The sequence below is a fragment of the Alphaproteobacteria bacterium genome (genome assembly GCA_040220875.1).
GTDB lineage: Bacteria > Pseudomonadota > Alphaproteobacteria > JAVJVX01 > JAVJVX01 > JAVJVX01.
Genome location: JAVJVX010000009.1, coordinates 262,696 through 279,646 on the forward strand (window position 1 = coordinate 262,696; position 16,951 = coordinate 279,646).

Annotated in this window: 17 protein-coding genes and 1 pseudogene; 3 read left to right on the plus strand and 15 right to left on the minus strand. The window is 61.0% G+C overall.

Annotated features, from left to right (window positions below):
* The first annotated feature begins 115 nt into the window (after window positions 1-115).
* The gene (locus RLQ26_10820) at window positions 116-847 is read left to right on the plus strand and encodes an arginyltransferase (protein MEQ9089216.1); all 732 of its coding nucleotides are present in this window, start codon (window positions 116-118) and stop codon (window positions 845-847) included.
* Window positions 840-1,964, plus strand: a complete 1,125-nt coding sequence (locus RLQ26_10825) for a TRAP transporter substrate-binding protein (GenBank protein ID MEQ9089217.1) — start codon at window positions 840-842, stop codon at window positions 1,962-1,964. The genes RLQ26_10820 and RLQ26_10825 overlap by 8 nt, the downstream gene beginning before the upstream one ends.
* Here RLQ26_10825 and RLQ26_10830 read toward each other — a convergent pair.
* From RLQ26_10830 to folK, 13 genes and pseudogenes are all read right to left on the minus strand, one after another.
* On the minus strand, window positions 1,961-3,343 hold the full coding sequence (locus RLQ26_10830) for a TRAP transporter large permease subunit (GenBank protein ID MEQ9089218.1): 1,383 nt from the start codon (window positions 3,341-3,343) through the stop codon (window positions 1,961-1,963). The genes RLQ26_10825 and RLQ26_10830 overlap by 4 nt on opposite strands.
* A 1-nt stretch (window position 3,344) precedes the next feature.
* Complete coding sequence (locus tag RLQ26_10835) at window positions 3,345-3,890, minus strand: TRAP transporter small permease subunit (GenBank protein MEQ9089219.1); 546 nt, start codon at window positions 3,888-3,890, stop codon at window positions 3,345-3,347.
* 27 nt (window positions 3,891-3,917) lie between these two features.
* Complete coding sequence (parC, locus tag RLQ26_10840; GenBank protein MEQ9089220.1) at window positions 3,918-6,137, minus strand: DNA topoisomerase IV subunit A; 2,220 nt, start codon at window positions 6,135-6,137, stop codon at window positions 3,918-3,920.
* A 36-nt stretch (window positions 6,138-6,173) separates the two neighbouring features.
* Window positions 6,174-6,899: a DNA repair protein RecO gene (gene recO / locus RLQ26_10845; GenBank protein MEQ9089221.1), complete on the minus strand. Its 726-nt coding sequence runs from the start codon at window positions 6,897-6,899 to the stop codon at window positions 6,174-6,176.
* A gap of 2 nt (window positions 6,900-6,901) precedes the next feature.
* Window positions 6,902-7,837 (minus strand): GTPase Era, encoded by a 936-nt coding sequence (gene era, locus RLQ26_10850; protein MEQ9089222.1) that lies wholly within the window; start codon window positions 7,835-7,837, stop codon window positions 6,902-6,904.
* Window positions 7,834-8,523 carry a ribonuclease III gene (rnc, locus tag RLQ26_10855; GenBank protein MEQ9089223.1) on the minus strand — a complete coding sequence of 230 codons (690 nt, stop codon included), beginning with the start codon at window positions 8,521-8,523 and terminating at the stop codon, window positions 7,834-7,836. The genes era and rnc overlap by 4 nt, the downstream gene beginning before the upstream one ends.
* A complete protein-coding gene (gene lepB / locus RLQ26_10860; GenBank protein MEQ9089224.1) occupies window positions 8,523-9,398 on the minus strand; it encodes a signal peptidase I in 876 nt (291 codons plus the stop codon). Before lepB ends, rnc begins: the two co-directional genes overlap by 1 nt.
* 33 nt (window positions 9,399-9,431) lie before the next feature.
* Window positions 9,432-9,851: a holo-ACP synthase gene (gene acpS, locus RLQ26_10865; protein ID MEQ9089225.1), complete on the minus strand. Its 420-nt coding sequence runs from the start codon at window positions 9,849-9,851 to the stop codon at window positions 9,432-9,434.
* A 9-nt stretch (window positions 9,852-9,860) separates the two neighbouring features.
* Complete coding sequence (locus RLQ26_10870; GenBank protein MEQ9089226.1) at window positions 9,861-10,610, minus strand: pyridoxine 5'-phosphate synthase; 750 nt, start codon at window positions 10,608-10,610, stop codon at window positions 9,861-9,863.
* A complete protein-coding gene (locus RLQ26_10875) occupies window positions 10,607-11,194 on the minus strand; it encodes a DUF2062 domain-containing protein (GenBank protein ID MEQ9089227.1) in 588 nt (195 codons plus the stop codon). Before RLQ26_10875 ends, RLQ26_10870 begins: the two co-directional genes overlap by 4 nt.
* A gap of 18 nt (window positions 11,195-11,212) precedes the next feature.
* On the minus strand, window positions 11,213-13,369 hold the full coding sequence (locus tag RLQ26_10880; GenBank protein ID MEQ9089228.1) for a bifunctional (p)ppGpp synthetase/guanosine-3',5'-bis(diphosphate) 3'-pyrophosphohydrolase: 2,157 nt from the start codon (window positions 13,367-13,369) through the stop codon (window positions 11,213-11,215).
* Between the two features lie 360 nt (window positions 13,370-13,729).
* Window positions 13,730-13,981 (minus strand): annotated as a pseudogene (gene rpoZ, locus RLQ26_10885) (DNA-directed RNA polymerase subunit omega).
* Window positions 13,982-14,107: 126 nt separating this feature from the next.
* Complete coding sequence (gene folK, locus RLQ26_10890; GenBank protein ID MEQ9089229.1) at window positions 14,108-14,686, minus strand: 2-amino-4-hydroxy-6-hydroxymethyldihydropteridine diphosphokinase; 579 nt, start codon at window positions 14,684-14,686, stop codon at window positions 14,108-14,110.
* An 85-nt stretch (window positions 14,687-14,771) separates the two neighbouring features.
* Here folK and RLQ26_10895 point away from each other — a divergent pair, with 85 nt between their 5' ends.
* Window positions 14,772-15,419, plus strand: coding sequence for a uracil-DNA glycosylase (locus tag RLQ26_10895; GenBank protein MEQ9089230.1), 648 nt, complete (start codon window positions 14,772-14,774; stop codon window positions 15,417-15,419).
* Here the strand turns inward: RLQ26_10895 and smpB are convergent, their stop codons facing one another.
* Both smpB and dapA read right to left on the minus strand, forming a co-directional pair.
* Window positions 15,420-15,893 (minus strand): SsrA-binding protein SmpB, encoded by a 474-nt coding sequence (gene smpB / locus RLQ26_10900; GenBank protein ID MEQ9089231.1) that lies wholly within the window; start codon window positions 15,891-15,893, stop codon window positions 15,420-15,422.
* Between the two features lie 7 nt (window positions 15,894-15,900).
* Window positions 15,901-16,776: a 4-hydroxy-tetrahydrodipicolinate synthase gene (gene dapA / locus RLQ26_10905; GenBank protein ID MEQ9089232.1), complete on the minus strand. Its 876-nt coding sequence runs from the start codon at window positions 16,774-16,776 to the stop codon at window positions 15,901-15,903.
* Window positions 16,777-16,951: the final 175 nt, after the last annotated feature.

The following is a 16,951-nucleotide window of genomic DNA, read 5'->3' on the forward strand; positions in this document are numbered from 1 at the left end:
GGGCGCCGGCGATCGGCATTCCCCCTTGTCGCGCCGCTTGCCGTCCAGCAAAATCCCCAGGTCCGAGCCACCACCGAACCGACGGGCGGCGTCGCCGCGCCGGGAACCCACGCCCATGCGCCTCACGCTTTTTCAGACCGGAACCATGCCGTGCCCCTATCTTGAGGGAAAGCGGGAAAGTCGCGTTTTTGCGAAACTCGATCGCCGGACGGCAAAGCAGGCCTATGACAATCTGAACAGGGCGGGGTTCCGCCGCAGCCAGGCGGTTGTCTATCGGCCCCATTGCCCGGCCTGCGATGCCTGTGTGCCGGTCCGGATCGCCGCGAATCATTTCCGCTTTTCACGCTCCTTCCGCCGGATCATCCGTCGAAACGGCGATATCGGCGTGTCCATGCGAACGGCCTCCGCGACCGAGGAACAATACCGTCTGTTCAAAGCCTATCTCGACGCGCGTCACGAGGACGGGGATATGGCTGCGATGGAATGGGTGGAATATCGCGATATGGTCGAAAAATCGCCTGTCCATTCCACCATCGTCGAATTCCGCAATCCGGAAGGCCGCCTCGTCGCAGCTAAACTTGTCGACTGTCTGGATGACGGCTTCTCCGCCGTCTACAGCTTCTTTGATCCGGCTCTCGAGAAGCGGAGTCTCGGCACCTATACCATTCTCTGGCTGGTCGATTTTGCCCGCCGGGAAAGGCTTCCCTATATTTACCTCGGATACTGGATCGCGGATTCACCAAGGATGTCCTATAAGGCTCGCTTTCAGCCGCTCGAACGGTACACTCAGGAAGGATGGGTGCCACTGTCACGGCCTCAGAGGACTACACGGAAAGAGCATGAGTAACGCATCCCGCACGCGCACCAGGCGGCGTGACTTCCTGAAAACAGTTGCCGGCAGCTCGGCCGCGCTCGCGGCCGCTTCCACGCTCCCCGCCCCGGCCATCGCCAGTGATACGATCCGCTGGCGGATGGTGACCACCTGGCCCAAGGGCTTTCCGGGTCTGGGAGCCGGCGCCGCCCATCTTGCCGATCTGATCAACAGGACGTCCGGCGGGCGGCTGCAGGTCACCGTCTACGGGGCAGGCGAGCTCGTCCCCGCTTTCGAGGCAATGGACGCCGTGGCGAACGGGACGGCCGATCTCGGACACGGCGGCCCCTATTATTGGAAGGGCAAGGCCGAGGCCACCCAGTTCTTGTCGGCCGTGCCATTCGGCTTCACGGTACAGGAGCAGAACGCCTGGTACGAATTTGGTGGTGGTCAGGAGCTGGCGGACAAGATTTATCGGGGGTTCGGCTGCAAGTTCTTCAGCGCCGGCAATACCACGGCGCAGATGGGCGGCTGGTTCAACGTCGAAATAAGTTCCATCGACGACCTGAAGGGCTTGAAAATGCGTATTCCCGGCCTCGGCGGAGAAGTCATGCGTTCCGCCGGGGTGAATGTGGTGAATATCCCGGGCGGGGCACTCCTCACCTCGATCAAATCGGGCGCCATCGATGCCCTCGAATGGGTGGGCCCCTATAACGACCTTGCCTTCGGCCTCTATCAGGGGGCGGACTACTACTACTATCCGGGCTGGCATGAGCCGGCGGCCTGTATCGATTGCTTTATCAATCTCGAGCGTTGGGAGGAATTGCCCAACGATCTCCAGGAGATCGTGGCCGCCTGCTGCCGCGCGGCGAACGGCACCATGGTCAGCGAATTCACCGCGCGAAATAACGCTGCACTCAATGTTCTGACGTCCAGACACGGCGTGCAGCTCCGGCATTTTCCCGATGAGGTCCTGCAGGAACTTGCCCGCCTGACCAAGGAAGTTACAGGTGACATTCGCAGCCGGGATGCCATGAGCGACGAGGTTCTGACCAGCATCGAGGCTTTCCTGAAAGCCGCGTCTGCCTGGTCCAATCTGTCGAACAAGTCCTATCTTGATGTTCGCTCGAAAATGATCAGCCCCGCCGGCTAGTCGAAAAGCCTGGCCGGCAGCCAGGTCGCCAATTCTGGCCAATAGGCGACGGCCCCGAGCGCCAGAGCCTGCATGGCAACGAACGGCAGCACCCCCTTGTAAATATCGAGCGTCGCCACCTCATCCGGGGCGATTCCGCGAAGATAGAAAAGCGCAAAGCCAAACGGCGGTGTCAGGAAACTGGTTTGCAGATTTATCGCGATCATCACGCCGAGCCAGACCGGGTCCAGTCCCATCTGCAACAGGACCGGTCCTACAATGGGCACAACCACAAAAATGATTTCGATGAAGTCGAGAAAGAAACCGAGGAAAAACATCACGGCCATGACGACGAGCATGGCACCAAAAGCACCGCCGGGCAGGTCCGACAACAGATCGTGAATAAGGATGTCCCCGCCGAAGCCTCGAAATACCAGCGAAAAGACCGATGCGCCGAGAAGGATGACAAAGACCATCGTCGTGATCTGGACGGTGGACGACAGGGCTTCCGAGAGAATCCGACGGTTCAGCGCCCCTCTCCGGGCAGCGAGCAGCATGGCTCCCATCCCGCCGACAGCGGCGGACTCTGTCGGCGTCGCAATGCCCGCCAGAATGGAGCCAAGCACCGCCAGAATCAAAAGAAATGGCGGCAGCAGGGCCTTAAGCACCTGCCGCCATACGGAACCGGCGGACTGGTCGCCGCCTAGTGGCGGGCTGGAGTGCGGCCGCAGAATGGCCATCAGGATCTGCCAGGCGATATACAAGCCCGCCAAGATCAGGCCCGGGAAAATCGCACCGGCAAAGAGATCCATGACCGAGACGGGTTCGGGCGCGAAATTTCCAAGTGCCCGCTGCGCATCTCCATAGGCCCCCTGAAGAATGTCACCCAGCAGAATCAGGACAATGGAAGGCGGTATGATCTGGCCCAGCGTTCCGGATGCGCAGATGACGCCGGTTGCCAGCTTTGGGTCATAGCCCGCTTTCAGCATCGTGGGCAGGCTCAGAAGCCCCATGGTGACGACTGTTGCGCCGACGATTCCGGTACTCGCCGCCAGTAACATGCCGACGAGAACAACGGAAATTCCAAGCCCGCCGGAAAGTGAGCCAAAGAGAAGCCCCAGCGTCTGCAAAAGGTCTTCGGCCACTTTCGAGCGTTCAAGCATGACGCCCATGAAGACGAAAAGCGGTACTGCGACCAGAACCTCGTTCGTCATGATGCCAAAGTAACGGGATGGCAGCCCACCCAGCAGAAACGGATCGAATACGCCTCCCAGTGTACCCAATCCGGCGAAGATGAGGGCGACCCCGCCGAGAACAAGGGCGACAGGGTAGCCTGTCAACAGGAAGCCGCAGGTAACGCCAAACATGACAAGCGCAATCGCGCCCGATTCCAGGCCCATCCTAGATGCCTTCGCCCGGCCGGGGTGGAGCCTCGGCCGTTCCGGCCGAGAACAATGTCGCCACCGACCGCGCCATGAGGGACAGTCCCTGAAGACCGAACAAAACGCAGAACACGAGGATCGCCGATTTCAGCGCGAAAAGGCCGGGCAGGCCCCCGGCCTCCCGCGAAGCTTCAAGTCGTGCCCATGAGTCGGCCGCGTACGGCACCGACACCCAGGCGATAGTGATCACCAGCGGCATCAAAAAAAGAACCGTGCCGGCCAGGTTCACCCAGGCGCGAAATTTCCTTGAATGCCCGCGGTAAAAAATATCGACCCGCACGTGGCCGTCCCGCTGCAACGTAAACCCCGCCCCCAGCATGAAAATCAGCCCGTGGAGCCAGACATAGGATTCCTGCAGCGCGACCCAACCCAGACTGAACCCGTACCGCAGAACGACGATAAGAAATACGATCAGAACCATGGCCAGCACGGCAAGCGAGAGGACTTTGCCGACCCCGGCATTCAGCCGGTCGACCGCATTCGCGAATTTGAGTATGGCCCCCACCCTTTTTCCCCGACTTCTTCGTGGTTCTTATGAGAATTTGTTATCTTTCGAGAAGCCGCGCGGGGCCAGCCGCCCCGCCTGGGCGCGTTTCCCCTGCCAGGGCCGGATATCGGCTTCTGTTCTCACACGATCGCCAAGGCGCCACGACAGTCCGTCCGCCTTGTCGAACGTCTTGCTATCCGAAAGCCCGCCATCCTTGTATTTCTGCAACTGGACCCCGCGCCCGCGGGCCATGACGGGCAATTCCAAAACGGGAAAAACCAGAAGCTTCCGATTTTCCCCGATTACGGCAACGCTATCGCCCTCCACGGGGCAACAAACCCGGGCCTGCGTATCGGCCGACAGGTTCAGGATCTGTTTTCCGTTTCTTGTCTGGGCCATGACATCCTTTTCCTCAACCACGAAACCCCGGCCGTCGGCCGCCGCGACCAGCAACCGTCGCTCGGGCTCATGGATAAGAAGCGAGACAATATCCTCGTCATCCCCGAAATCCACCATCAGCTTGACCGGCTCCCCATGGCCCCGCCCGCTAGGCAGCCGATCAACCGGAAGGGTGTAAAAACGGCCGTTCGTGGCGAAGACGAGGAGCTTGTCGGTTGTCTCGGCCGGAAGAACAAAACGCCCCTCGTCGCCTTCCTTGAATTTAAGCGCGGCAATGTCCTGCACATGGCCTTTCAGGGCCCGGATCCAGCCTTTTTCAGAGCAGATCACGGTGACCGGTTCGCGCTCGACGACAGTCTCAATGGGAACGACCAAATCGTCCGGCGCGGCCGAAATTTCAGTTCGGCGATCCCCCGTCAGTGTCCCTGGCCCAAAAGATTTCCGGATCTCTTTGATTTCCTCCGTAAGAGCCACAAGCCTGCGCTTCTTGTCACGCAGCAGCCCGCGCAAAGATTTCTGTTCCGTCGTCAGCGTCCGATGCTCTTCCCGCAGGGACTCTTCCTCAAGTTTCCGCAGTGCCCTGAGCCGCATGTTAAGCACCGCTTCCGCCTGCACATCGGAGAGCTTGAAACGCTTCATAAGCGGCGGCTTGGGTTCGTCGTTGTCCCGAATAATCCTGATGACCGCATCGAGGTTCCGGAAAACAATCAGATACCCCTCGAGAATCTCGAGCCGATGGGCAATTTTTTCGAGCCTAAACCGGGTCCGCCGCACCATGACGTCAAGTCTATGGTCCAGAAAGGCCTGCAGAACCTCGCGCAAGCTCATAACTCGCGGGATGCTGCCATTGTCCAGTACGTTCATATTCAGGGAAATTCGGCTTTCCAGATCGGTCTGCCGGTAAAGGGACTCCATCAGGATTTCCGGCTCCACGTTCCGGTTCCGGGGCTCCAGAACGAGACGGATATCTTCGGCCGATTCGTCTCGCACGTCCTGCAATGCCCCCAATTTCTTGGCGTGAAGCAGCTCGGCGATTCGTTCCACCAGTCGGGCCTTTTGTACCTGGTAGGGAATCTCGGTGACCACGATTTGGTATTGTCCATGCTTGAGCGGCTCCACCTCGTAGCGGGCGCGAACACGGAAACTGCCGCGCCCCGTGGAATATGCCTGAACAATTGTCTCGCGATCCTCCGTCAGGACGCCTCCGGTCGGGAAATCGGGCCCCGGCATGAGGTCCACCAGCTTGTCAATCGTCGCCCGCGGGGTTTTGATCAGGTGCAGGAGGGCAGCGCAGATCTCGCCCGCGTTATGTGGCGGGATGCTGGTGGCCATGCCGACCGCGATTCCGGTCGCGCCATTCGCCAGCAGGTTTGGAAATCGGGCCGGAAGGACAAGCGGCTCCTCCCCTTCGCCATCATAGGTCGGCCGGAAATCGACCGTGTCCTCGTCAATCCCGTCCAACAGGGCCTGGGCGACTGAGGTGAGCCGCGCCTCGGTATAACGCATGGCCGCTGCGTTATCGCCATCGACGTTGCCGAAATTGCCCTGCCCATCGATCAGCGGATACCGGACCGCGAATTGCTGCGCCAGGCGGACCAGAGCGTCATAAACGGCCGCATCGCCGTGGGGATGAAACTTGCCGATTACGTCACCGACCACCCGGGCGGACTTTTTGAAACCAGACCCCGGGTCGAGGCGCAGTTGCCGCATGGCGAACAGCAGGCGCCGGTGCACCGGTTTGAGCCCGTCGCGCACGTCCGGCAGGGACCGCCCCAAAATTGTGGACAATGCGTATGTGAGGTACCGCTCGCCCAGGGCGTCGGCGAGCGGCATATCCAGTATCTGGGCGGCGGTCTTGTCAGTCATATCGGGATCCTACCCACCACAGCTATATATAGTAGGTCAATGGGCTAATCGATCAATCAGGCGGGTGCGGGCTGGTGGTTCCGGCCGATTTGCGAGACCCCAGACGTGTCGGTCGAGAAAGTGGCCCGTCACGCGCAGCGCCAGCCGAATCTCTTCCGCCAGCGCATCGTCGTTCATGTCGTATTTTCCGGTGAGAAACCGGGGCAATGGCAGCAGGCGATCCTTATAGGGTTCGCCCGCAAGGCGGGAAACCGCCCGGCCGGTGCGCGGCGAAATATAAGCCAGCGTTTCCCTCTCACCCGTTGCCGCGCAGGCCGAAAGATCCAGCCCAAAGCCCAGCTCCGACAGGAGGGCCACCTCCCACTGAACGTATGCGGCACTCCACATGTCCGAAGTGAGGGCATCGAACAGCGCCCGCAACCCGAGAAACACCGCCGGATGGCTTTCCCGTTCAGGCAGCGCCGCCTCTGCGACCGCACAGGCCGATGTAAGTGCGGCCAGCCGGAGAGGTTCATCCAGTACCAGCGCGGGCCAGGCGCAGCGCATTTCGCTACTGTAGGACCCGAGGTGTTCTGTCAGGCGTGCTCGCCAGGTCACTGTCAGTTCGTTGCCCGGCTGGTAAAGGCCGCGTGCCCGGGCACCGGCGCCGCCACGCACGAGGCCGGCGTGTCGCCCGTGGTTTTCGGTCAGCACTGACAGGATAAGAGCGTGTTCGCCATGTGGGCGGGCAGAGAGGAGGATCCCATTATCGCACCATTCCATGGTCAGGCATCATAATCCAGATCGAGAGAGCGGAAGTGCTCCCGCTGTTCGGCCCAGTTTTCCCGCGTCTTGACGTGAAGAAACAGGTGGACCCGCCGGTTAAGAAACCTCTCCAGCTCCTGCCGGGCCGCCTGCCCGATTTCCTTGATCTGGCGCCCGCCCTTGCCGACGATAATGGGCTTCTGACTCTCACGTTCGACGTAGATCGTCTGGTCTATGCGTACGCTGCCGTCCTTATTTTCCGTCCATAATTCGGTTTCTACCGTCAGAGCATAGGGCAACTCCTGGCGCAGCCGCAAAAACAGCTTCTCCCGCGTAATTTCGGTGGCAAAAAACTGCGTCGGCTGGTCCGAAACCTGGTCTTCCGGGAAAAGCCATGGACCTTCCGGCATTCTTCCGCAAATTTCGGCCATAAGATCGGCCAGGCCATCACCCTTGAGGGCCGAAATCATGAAGGTCGAGTCGAACGTCGAAAGATCGTTCAGGGCTTTCACCAGCCACAGCAATTTGTGCGGCGTCACGGCGTCCACCTTATTGATCACAAGGAAGGCCGGCGGCTTGCTTTGTGCCAGGCCAGCCAGCACCCGGCGCGTATCTTCGTCAATCGCACCGGCGGTAACGATTTTTCGCGCGTCCACCATCACCAGGATCAGGTCGGCATCGCCTGTCCGTGACCAGGCCGCCTTCACCATGGCGCGATCAAATCGTCGGCGCGGTGAAAATATGCCGGGGGTATCAGTGAAAACGATCTGGACGTCACCCTCTATCGCTATTCCGCGAACACGCGCGCGCGTTGTCTGGACCTTGGGCGTCACAATCGACACTTTCTGCCCGACAACCGCGTTCAAAAGCGTGGATTTTCCGACATTGGGCGCGCCAAGGATCACAACGACGCCGCAGCGATGTCTGCTTTCGGAATCGGTCCGATTTGAACTCACGACGCGAGGCCCCGCTTGGCCAGAAACCGCGCGGCTGCATCCTGTTCAGCCGCGCGACGGGAAGCCCCCCTACCCAGCTCCGACGCCTCGCCGTCGATGGACAGCGAGATCACGAATTCAGGCGCATGATCGGGGCCGGTGCGTTCAACCACTCGATACACGGGCAGGTTCAACCCCTGTTTTTGCGCCCATTCCTGGAGGGCCGTTTTGCCGTCGACTGGCGCGTTGACCGTCTCCACCAGACGTGCCCCCCAGAACCGCCGCACGAAATTCGCCGCCTTCTCGTATCCGCCATCCAGAAACAACGCGCCGATCAGGGCCTCGCAGGCATCAGCCAGGACGCCTGTGCTTTCCCGGGTACCAGCCGCCTCCTCGCCCGGCGAGACAAGGAGATAAGCTCCAAGGTCCATCTCCTCGCTTACAGCGGCAAGGGTCTCCTTTCTCACCATGGCGGCGTGCCGACGTGCCAGGGGGCCCTCCGCATCCGCGGGAAAATGAGCCAGCAGCATTTCCGCCATGACGAGCCCCAGGACACGATCACCCAGAAATTCCAGCCGCTGATAGCTGGTTGCCCCGGGCGCGGCGGCACTCGCATGGCGCAGCGCTTCGGCCAGAAGCCCTGGGTTGGCGAAATCGTGACCGATGATTGCCTGCAAGGTCGAAAAATTTTTGGTCCGATCTGACATTACTCGATTGTCTTAATTAGGCGATCGTAACGAATGGCACCCGGCCAGCTCCAAGGCGCCCACCAAGAAGCCGAACCGTCCGTGGAAAAGAAGATCGTTTCCGCCCGGCCGACCAGATTCTCGAACGGGATGAACCCCACGCCGCCGGCGCCGTTGTCGCCCGGAACCCGGCTGTCGAGCGACCGGTCCCGGTTATCACCCATGGCGAAGACGTGACCCGGTGGCACGACATAGATGCCGGTATCGTCGAGTGCCCCTTCGTCCGAAATTTCGAGCACATCATAGGACACGCCGTTGGGCAGGGTCTCGCGGTAACGGCGCGTGTTGATGGCGTGCCCGAATCGGTCCCGATAGCCATAATCGGCCAATCGTTCCCGGGGGACTCTGGTGCCGTTCAGATAAAGGCTCCCGCCCCGCACCTGAACCGTATCTCCGGGCAGGGCTATAATCCGCTTGATATAGTCGGTCCGCCCGTCCCGCGGCAGCTTGAAGACGGCGACGTCGCCCGGCTCGGGCATATTGCCCAGAACCCGGCCGTCAAATGGCGGAAAACTCAGCGGAAAGGAATGACGGCTGTAGCCATAGGCAAATTTGGAAACGAAGAGATAGTCGCCCACCAGCAGGGTCGGAATCATTGACCCTGATGGAATGTTGAACGGCTCGTAGGCAAAGGTCCGGATCATAAGCGCAATCAGGATGGCATAAACGATCGTCCTGACGGTCTCGACGAGGCCCCCGCGTTCCGCCCCGGAGCCGGATTTCGACTCGCCTTTCCGCGAATCGGCGTCTGCCCGACCCGCGTCGCCCCGATCCGAATGCCCTTCTTCGCGAGAAGCGGAAGCCTCTTTGTTCGGTCCGTTGTCCTTTGGTGACATAAGAAAAATTCCAGAAACGTTGGTATTAGGTAATCAGGTGACAGGGAGATCCGGCGCCCGGGGAACCGCCGAAATAATGACAATCGCCTGCGCCAACGGAAAATCATCGGTGATCGTAAGATCGATCCGGGCATCGCAATCCGCCGGCGTTATGCGTTCAAGCTGGAGAAGCGCACTGCCCGTCAGCACCATGGTCGGCCGCCCCGAGGACAGATTTACCACGCCAAGATCGCGCATGAACACGCCGTCCCGAAACCCGGTTCCCAAGGCCTTGGCGCAGGCCTCCTTCGCGGCAAACCGCTTTGCGTAACTCGCCGCCCTGTTGCGCCGGCGCTCGGACTTTTCCTGCTCGATCGGGGTGAAAACGCGCTCGACAAAGCGCGCGCCGAATCTGTCCAGTGTCTGTTCGATACGGCGGATATCGATGAGATCGTTGCCAATTCCCAAAATCATGGAATTGCTTCAGGCGCTTTCTGTTGCCGAGCCGCGCCGGCCCGACTCCATCGCCTCGCGCATTTGCCCTATGGCCGCAGCAAGGCCCGTATAAATGGCTTCGCCAACCAGGAAATGGCCGATATTCAGTTCCACGATCGACGGGATAGCCGCGACCGGACCTACTGTCGCGTAACTCAGCCCATGCCCCGCATGAACCTCGAGGCCGAGGGAACTGGCCAGGGCCGCCCCTTTCTGCAGCCGGGCCAGCTCGATTGCCCGCCCGGCCCCAGCGGCCTCGCAATACCGGCCCGTATGCAGCTCGACCACCTGGCAACCGGCCGACATGGCGGCACGGATCTGCCTCTCCTCCGGATCGACAAAAAGGGAAACGCGAATATCCGCCCCTTTCAAGGCATCGACATACGCACCGACATGTGCGGCCGAGCCCGCCACGTCCAGACCGCCCTCCGTCGTCAGTTCCTCGCGCTTTTCAGGGACAAGACAGACCGCATGTGGGCGGTGCCGAAGGGCTATTTCCAGCATTTCGCCGGTCGCGGCCATTTCCAGATTCAGGGGCGCCGGAACTTCAGTCGCCAGCCTGCGAATATCAGTGTCCGAGATGTGCCGGCGATCTTCGCGAAGATGGGCGGTGATCCCGTCCGCCCCATTTTCGGCCGCGAGCAGGGCCGCCCGAACCGGATCAGGGTGCAGACCACCCCGCGCGTTCCTGATCGTAGCCACATGATCGATATTGACGCCCAGTCGAAGGTATTTCATTTCGGATCTTTTCTGTTTTCCCTGTTTCCGAATTTTCCGGCTTCGCCCTTCTCGGCCGGCTCCTTTGCCAGTCGAGCGCGCCGGGCCGCCTGATAGGCGGCAACCACCCGCCGCGTCGGCCAGTAGACGGCGAACCACGCCACCACCGCGGTCGGCAGGCCCCCGAAAGCCATGGGCAGAAGCAACTCAAAAGGGTTATCGAAGATACTCTGAAAAGTCATCTGGTGCTCATGAAAAACGGTCCCCTCCAGGCCCAGCATCCAGGTCCCGAGCTGGTAAATCGACAGCCAGATAATTGGAAAAGTCCAGGGATTGCCCACCACTGTCCCGACCGCGGAGGCAAGGTAGTTGCCCCCCATGAGCCAGGCCAGAAGGGCCGCCAGCACAAAATGAAATCCCAGAAAGGGCGTGAAGGACACGGCCGCGCCGCAGGCGAGGCCGGCGGCGATAGCATGCGGCGAGTCCGATATCCGCGATACCCGATGCGTCAGGTACCGCGCCGTGCGCGACCATCCGGAACGCGGCCATAGGAGGTGCGACAATCTCCGGTGAAGGGGAAGGTCGGTACGCCGTTTGAATAACATAAGGCTGCGCTCCGCCCCCTAGCCGCGGGCCCTCTCCACGGAATTGACTTGTGGCGTAGCCCTGAGGGCCGCCACGATATCAGAGAGGTGTCGTATGTCAGCCACCTCGACATCCATGACCATATCGAAAAAATCCGATGACCGGCTTGTGAACCGCAGGTTGATGATATTTCCCTGGTTTTTTCCGATGACGCCGGAAAGCTGTCCCAGCGAGCCCGGCTCGTTTGCCACAACCATTTGAAGGCGCCCCACAAAGCTCTCGCCCTCGGTCTGGCGGGAGTCCCAGGCAACATCGAGCCAACGATCAGGCTGATCCGAAAAACTTTCGAGATTGTCGCAATCAATCGTGTGGATCGTGACCCCTTTCCCTGCCGTCACGATGCCGACGATGCGGTCTCCTGGAATCGGATGGCAGCAATTGGCGTAATGCACTGCGAGGCCTGGCGTCAGGCCCTTGATCGGCACGGCGTGAGTGCCGGGCCGGTCCTTGCGCAGAATGGCGCGATCTTTACCCTTGAAGGGAATTACCGTTTCCGCCCGTTCGACATGCTTGTGTCCCGGGAAAATGGCCTCGAACACTTCCTTTCCGGTATGCAACCCTTCTCCGACCCGGGCGAGCAGGTCTTCTTCCGTCTCAACGCGGAACTGCCCCACAACACCCGCCAGGGATTTATCGGCGAATTCATATCCTTCCTGACGGAACAGCTTGTCCATAATCGCGCGGCCGAGGTTGATGTACTGGCTTCGCTGTTCGGACCGTACGAAGCGCCGGATCTGCGACCGCGCCCGTCCGGTCACGACGAAACTTTCCCAGATTGGGGACGGTTTCTGGCCCGAGGAGGTAACGATCTCGACCTGATCTCCGTTGCTAAGCTGGGTTCTGAGCGGCACCATGCGGCCGTTTACCTTGGCACCCACGCAGGTATTCCCGACTTCGGAGTGCACCGCATAGGCAAAGTCGACGGCCGTCGCCTGTGCGGGCAGGACGATCAGATCGCCCTTCGGCGTAAAGGCAAACACCTGATGGCTGAACATTTCGAGTTTCGTATGCTCGAGAAATTCTTCGGGACCCGAGGCATGCTCCAGGATGTCCAGCAAGTGGCGAAGCCAACGATATTGCCTGCCCTCGAACTCGGGGACGTCTTGCTTGTAAACCCAATGCGCGGCCACACCCAGTTCCGCCACGCGATGCATGTCTTCGGTGCGGATCTGAAGCTCGATCCGCTTTTTGAGCGGCCCTATGACGCCCGTGTGCAATGACTTGTACTGGTTGGGTTTGGGCGTGCTGACGTAGTCTTTAAATCGCCCCGGTACAACGCGGTATTTCTGGTGTATGAGGCCGAGCGCCCGGTAGCAGTCATCAACCGATTCGACGATGACCCGAAAGGCCACGACGTCGGAAAGCTGTTCGAAGGCCACGTTGTTTCGTTCCATCTTCCGCCAGATGGAATACGGTGTTTTCTCCCGCCCCGCGACCCGCGCCTTGATTCCGGCCTCGGCCATGACCGAATTCAATTCGGCGATGATCTGGTCGACCATGCCACCCGTTTCGGATCGCAGAAATTCGAGGCGAGCCAGAATCGATTGACGTGCGTCCGCGTGTAATTCAGCAAACGCCCGGTCTTCCAATTCATCCTTCATGTCGCGGATGCCGATCCGCTCGGCGAGGGGCGCGAAGATGTCCATCGTCTCGGTGGCGATCCGCCGCCGCCGCTCCGGCTCCTTGATATATTCAAGCGTCTGCATGTTGTGGAGACGGTCGGCCAATTTAACCAGGAGAACGCGGATGTCCTCGGACATGGCCAGGACGAGCTTGCGGAAATTCTCCGCCTGCTTGGTCTGCTCGGACTGGAGTTCGATCTGCGACAGTTTGGTCACGCCGTCGACCAGCCGCGAGATTTCGTCACCAAACAGCGCGCGAATCTCGGCCGGCTCGACATCGGTATCCTCGATAACGTCGTGCAGCAGTGCAGTGATGATCGTGGCCGAATCGAGCTTCTTGTCAGCCAGAATGCCGGCCACTTCGAGGGGGTGGGAAAAATAAGGGTCGCCGGAGGCGCGGACCTGCTTGCCGTGGGCCTTCATCGCGAAGACGTAGGCGCGGTTCAGGCGTTCCTCGTCCGCCGCCGGATCGTAGGTGCGCACCTTCTCAACAAGCTCAAATTGGCGAATCATGCCACGTGGACCCGAGTTTCAGGCGCCGGTCAGGCCCGGCGCCGCCCCGATTGTAGCACCGCCTTAGGGTAGGAGCCGTTAATTCTGCCCGGACTCGCCCGGCTTTTCGGGTGCTTCCGGCTGATCCCCGGCGGTCTCGCCGGAACCGCTGACGTCGTCGGCGTCAGCCGCCGGACCGGACCGGACCGATTCCTCGACGGCAGCATCCAGCTCGCCTTCTTCGGGCTCCACCTCTTCGGCGCCATAAGACACCTCCAGCGCCGCCAACGAAGCTGCCAGCGGATCGTCAGTGGAGGGATTCTGGACCGTCGGCGCCTCGCCCACCGGCGCCGGCAAGGCCTCGCCGTCTTCCACCGCCGTTTCCTCTTCCTCCGGCTCGTCGAAATCGACATGGCGCTGCAGGGAGTGGATAAGGCTGTCCTCAAGCGCATCGATCTCCACGGTCGTCTCGGCGATTTCCCTGAGGGCCACGACCGGATTCTTGTCATTGTCACGGTCGACAGTCAGGGGCGCCCCGGCGGAGATGGCCCGTGCGCGCTGGCTGGCCATCAACACCAGGTCAAACCGGTTCGAGACAATCTCAATGCAATCTTCAACCGTAACTCGCGCCATCGGGCCTCCTGAGGCGGATCGGGACCGCCGGTTTTCCACAGGTCGTGCGGGACCGGGAATATAGGGAGGCGGTTCCCGGAAAGCAACCCGTCCCGAGCGGCGAGATTGCGCCAAAAGACCCGGAATCTAACGGGTTTCGAGCCGCCGGACAGCCTGATCGCCGGGGATCGCCGCCAAAAGCTCCGAAACCGGCCGCCGGCTCACCGGGTGGACCCAATCGGGGAGAATTTCTGCCAGCGGGGCAAGGACAAACGCGCGGTATTGCAGCCTTGGGTGAGGTATTTGTATACCCCTTTCTTCCTGCCGTACCACCTCCCCGAAGGCGATCAGGTCGAGATCGAGGATCCGAGCCTCATTTCGCGCCCCACGGGTCCGGCCGAACTCGGCCTCGATACGCAGCAACAGGCCGAGGAGCGCTTCCGGACTGCGCCCGGTTTCGACGACCGCGATGCCGTTGACGAACCAGGGCTGATCGGATGCCGGCACCGGGGCGGATTCAAACCAGGAGGAGCGCGCCAGCACGCCTATCCCTGCCCCTTCCAGCGCCCCGAGGGCTGCCGTCAGGGTTTCCGCCGGCGCGCCGTGGCTGGGGCTTGGCAAATTGGCACCAAGCCCGACGACGATCGGAAATTGCCAGACATCCGGCAAAGTTTCCGGTCGATGGGCCGGGCGACCGGCTTCAGGCAGGGTGATTTTCCAGGTCATGACCCTGCTTTAGCAGGCTCGCCGCCAGTGAGAAAGGCCGACCGCGGAGATTGCGCCGCCGGCGTGGCTCGGCTACCTGTCACCCATGACCGGTCCATGTGCAGAGCCCGCCCCCCATTGTCCCCGATGCCCTCGGCTATGCGAGTTCCGCCGCGAAAACGCAGCCGCCCACGCCGACTGGCACAATGGACCGGTCCCGTCCTTTGGCCCCCTTTCCGCAGAACTGCTCGTCATCGGCCTGGCCCCCGGGCTTCGCGGCGCCAACAGAACCGGGCGGCCCTTTACCGGCGATTACGCGGGCGATCTTCTCTACCCGACACTGCATAAATTCGGGTTCGCTCACGGCACTTACGAGGCCAGGGCCGGTGACGGGCTGCAAATGTCTGGTGCCCGGATCACCAACGCGGTGCGCTGCGTCCCGCCGCAGAACAAACCCCTCCCGGACGAGGCGCGAAACTGCCGTCCCTTTCTGGAAGCCGAGATCGCGACCATGACCCAACTCAGGGTAATCCTGGCCCTTGGCGTTGTCGCTCATCAGCAGGCGATCAGGGCCCTTGGCTGCCAGCCGAGCCGCTTTCGCTTCGGCCATGGCGTCTGGCACGACATGCCGGCCGGCAGGCCTCTTCTCGTCAACAGCTATCACTGCTCACGCTACAATACGAATACCGGTCGTCTGACGTCGGGGATGTTCGACAAGGTCTTTCAAGACATTCGTCAACGCCTTAAAGCCTGACTACCCCTTGTCACGCAGCAGCCGCCCCTGTTCGCGCCTCCAGTCCTGCTCTTTCTTTGCCGCCCGCTTGTCGTGCGCCTTTTTGCCCCGACCCAGGCCCAATTGAACCTTGGCCCGCCCGTGGTGGTCGAAATTGATTGAAAGCGGGACAATGGTAATGCCGCGCGTCGCGATCTGGGCCGTCAGGCGATTGATTTCACGCCGGTGCAATAGCAGCTTGCGGGGGCGCATCGGTTCATGATTATCACGGCCCGCCGGGTCGTAGCGCGGGATATGCGCATTCAGCAGATAGATCTCGCCCCCCGCCTCCTGCGCATATGCATCTGAAATATTGCCATGCCCGGCCCGCAAGGACTTTACCTCGGAGCCCTTCAGGACGATCCCGGCTTCGAATTTTTCGAGGATTTCGTAATCGTGCCGCGCCTTGCGGTTCTGTACCGCGATACGTTGGGGCGGACCCTTTTGCGCCGCCATGGACGGCCTAATTCAGCAAGCCAGCCGACCGCATTGCGGTTTCGACCTTTGCCTTCGACGTATCTGAAAGAGGCACCATGGGGAGGCGCAACTCGGGCGAGCACTTACCAAGAAGGCTCGCCGCAAATTTGACCGGGGCCGGATTCGTCTCCACGAAAAGGGCTGCATGCAGCGGTGCCAGCCGATCATTGATCTCCTGTACCGCCGCGAAATCGCCGGCCTGCCAAGCCTCCTGCACCCGCGCGCACGCGGCGGGCGCTACATTCGCGGTCACCGAAATACATCCGTCACCGCCCTGGCCAAGGAAGGCGACCGAAGTGCCATCCTCGCCCGAGAGCTGGACGAAATCGTCGCCACATGCGAGGCGTTGCAAAGGAGGCCGGGCCAGGTCGTTGGTGGCGTCCTTTACACCCACAATGTTGGGCAGCTTGGCCAGACGGCTCATGGTCTCGACACTCATGTCGATCACGCACCGCGGCGGAATGTTGTATATGAGGACCGGCAGGTCGACCGAGTCATTGATCGCCTTGAAATGCTGGTACAGGCCTTCCTGCGTAGGTTTGTTGTAATAGGGCGTCACCACCAGCGCGGCGCTCGCGCCAGCCTTCCGGGCGTGTCGGGTCAGGTCCACCGCCTCATCCGTCGAATTAGACCCGGTCCCCGCGATCACCGGCACGCGGCCGGCGGCCGCCTCGACACAAAGCTCGGTCACGCGCATGTGTTCGGGATGCGTCAGGGTCGGCGATTCCCCGGTTGTTCCGCACGAGACCACACCGTGCACGCCTTCAGAAATCTGCCATTCGACGAAGGACTGGATGCCATCTTCGTCAACCAGGCCATCCTTGAAGGGCGTGATCAGCGCTGTGTAGGAGCCCCTGAACATTCTTACCTCTGGACAAATCGGCGGCAGAAACCGGATTGCAAGAAATTTTTTGCACCATAGACAGGGAGAGAGACTCCGACAAGCGCTGCCGTGGCTCTCGGCTTCTGGTCCGAGATTATCCTAAATGGCGTTAGATTTACGGCCCTTTTTTCGCTAATTTCCAGAGCTTAGGGGG

Excerpts from the sequence above, each read along its gene's own strand:
- RLQ26_10820 (MEQ9089216.1), top strand. The coding sequence starts at position 116 with ATGCGCCTCACGCTTTTTCAGACCGGAACCATGCCGTGCCCCTATCTT.
- RLQ26_10825 (MEQ9089217.1), top strand. The coding sequence starts at position 840 with ATGAGTAACGCATCCCGCACGCGCACCAGGCGGCGTGACTTCCTGAAA.
- RLQ26_10830 (MEQ9089218.1), bottom strand. The coding sequence starts at position 3,343 with ATGGGCCTGGAATCGGGCGCGATTGCGCTTGTCATGTTTGGCGTTACC.
- parC (MEQ9089220.1), bottom strand. The coding sequence starts at position 6,137 with ATGACTGACAAGACCGCCGCCCAGATACTGGATATGCCGCTCGCCGAC.
- recO (MEQ9089221.1), bottom strand. The coding sequence starts at position 6,899 with ATGGAATGGTGCGATAATGGGATCCTCCTCTCTGCCCGCCCACATGGC.
- rnc (MEQ9089223.1), bottom strand. The coding sequence starts at position 8,523 with ATGTCAGATCGGACCAAAAATTTTTCGACCTTGCAGGCAATCATCGGT.
- lepB (MEQ9089224.1), bottom strand. The coding sequence starts at position 9,398 with ATGTCACCAAAGGACAACGGACCGAACAAAGAGGCTTCCGCTTCTCGC.
- acpS (MEQ9089225.1), bottom strand. The coding sequence starts at position 9,851 with ATGATTTTGGGAATTGGCAACGATCTCATCGATATCCGCCGTATCGAA.
- RLQ26_10870 (MEQ9089226.1), bottom strand. The coding sequence starts at position 10,610 with ATGAAATACCTTCGACTGGGCGTCAATATCGATCATGTGGCTACGATC.
- RLQ26_10875 (MEQ9089227.1), bottom strand. The coding sequence starts at position 11,194 with ATGTTATTCAAACGGCGTACCGACCTTCCCCTTCACCGGAGATTGTCG.
- RLQ26_10880 (MEQ9089228.1), bottom strand. The coding sequence starts at position 13,369 with ATGATTCGCCAATTTGAGCTTGTTGAGAAGGTGCGCACCTACGATCCG.
- folK (MEQ9089229.1), bottom strand. The coding sequence starts at position 14,686 with ATGACCTGGAAAATCACCCTGCCTGAAGCCGGTCGCCCGGCCCATCGA.
- RLQ26_10895 (MEQ9089230.1), top strand. The coding sequence starts at position 14,772 with ATGACCGGTCCATGTGCAGAGCCCGCCCCCCATTGTCCCCGATGCCCT.
- smpB (MEQ9089231.1), bottom strand. The coding sequence starts at position 15,893 with ATGGCGGCGCAAAAGGGTCCGCCCCAACGTATCGCGGTACAGAACCGC.
- dapA (MEQ9089232.1), bottom strand. The coding sequence starts at position 16,776 with ATGTTCAGGGGCTCCTACACAGCGCTGATCACGCCCTTCAAGGATGGC.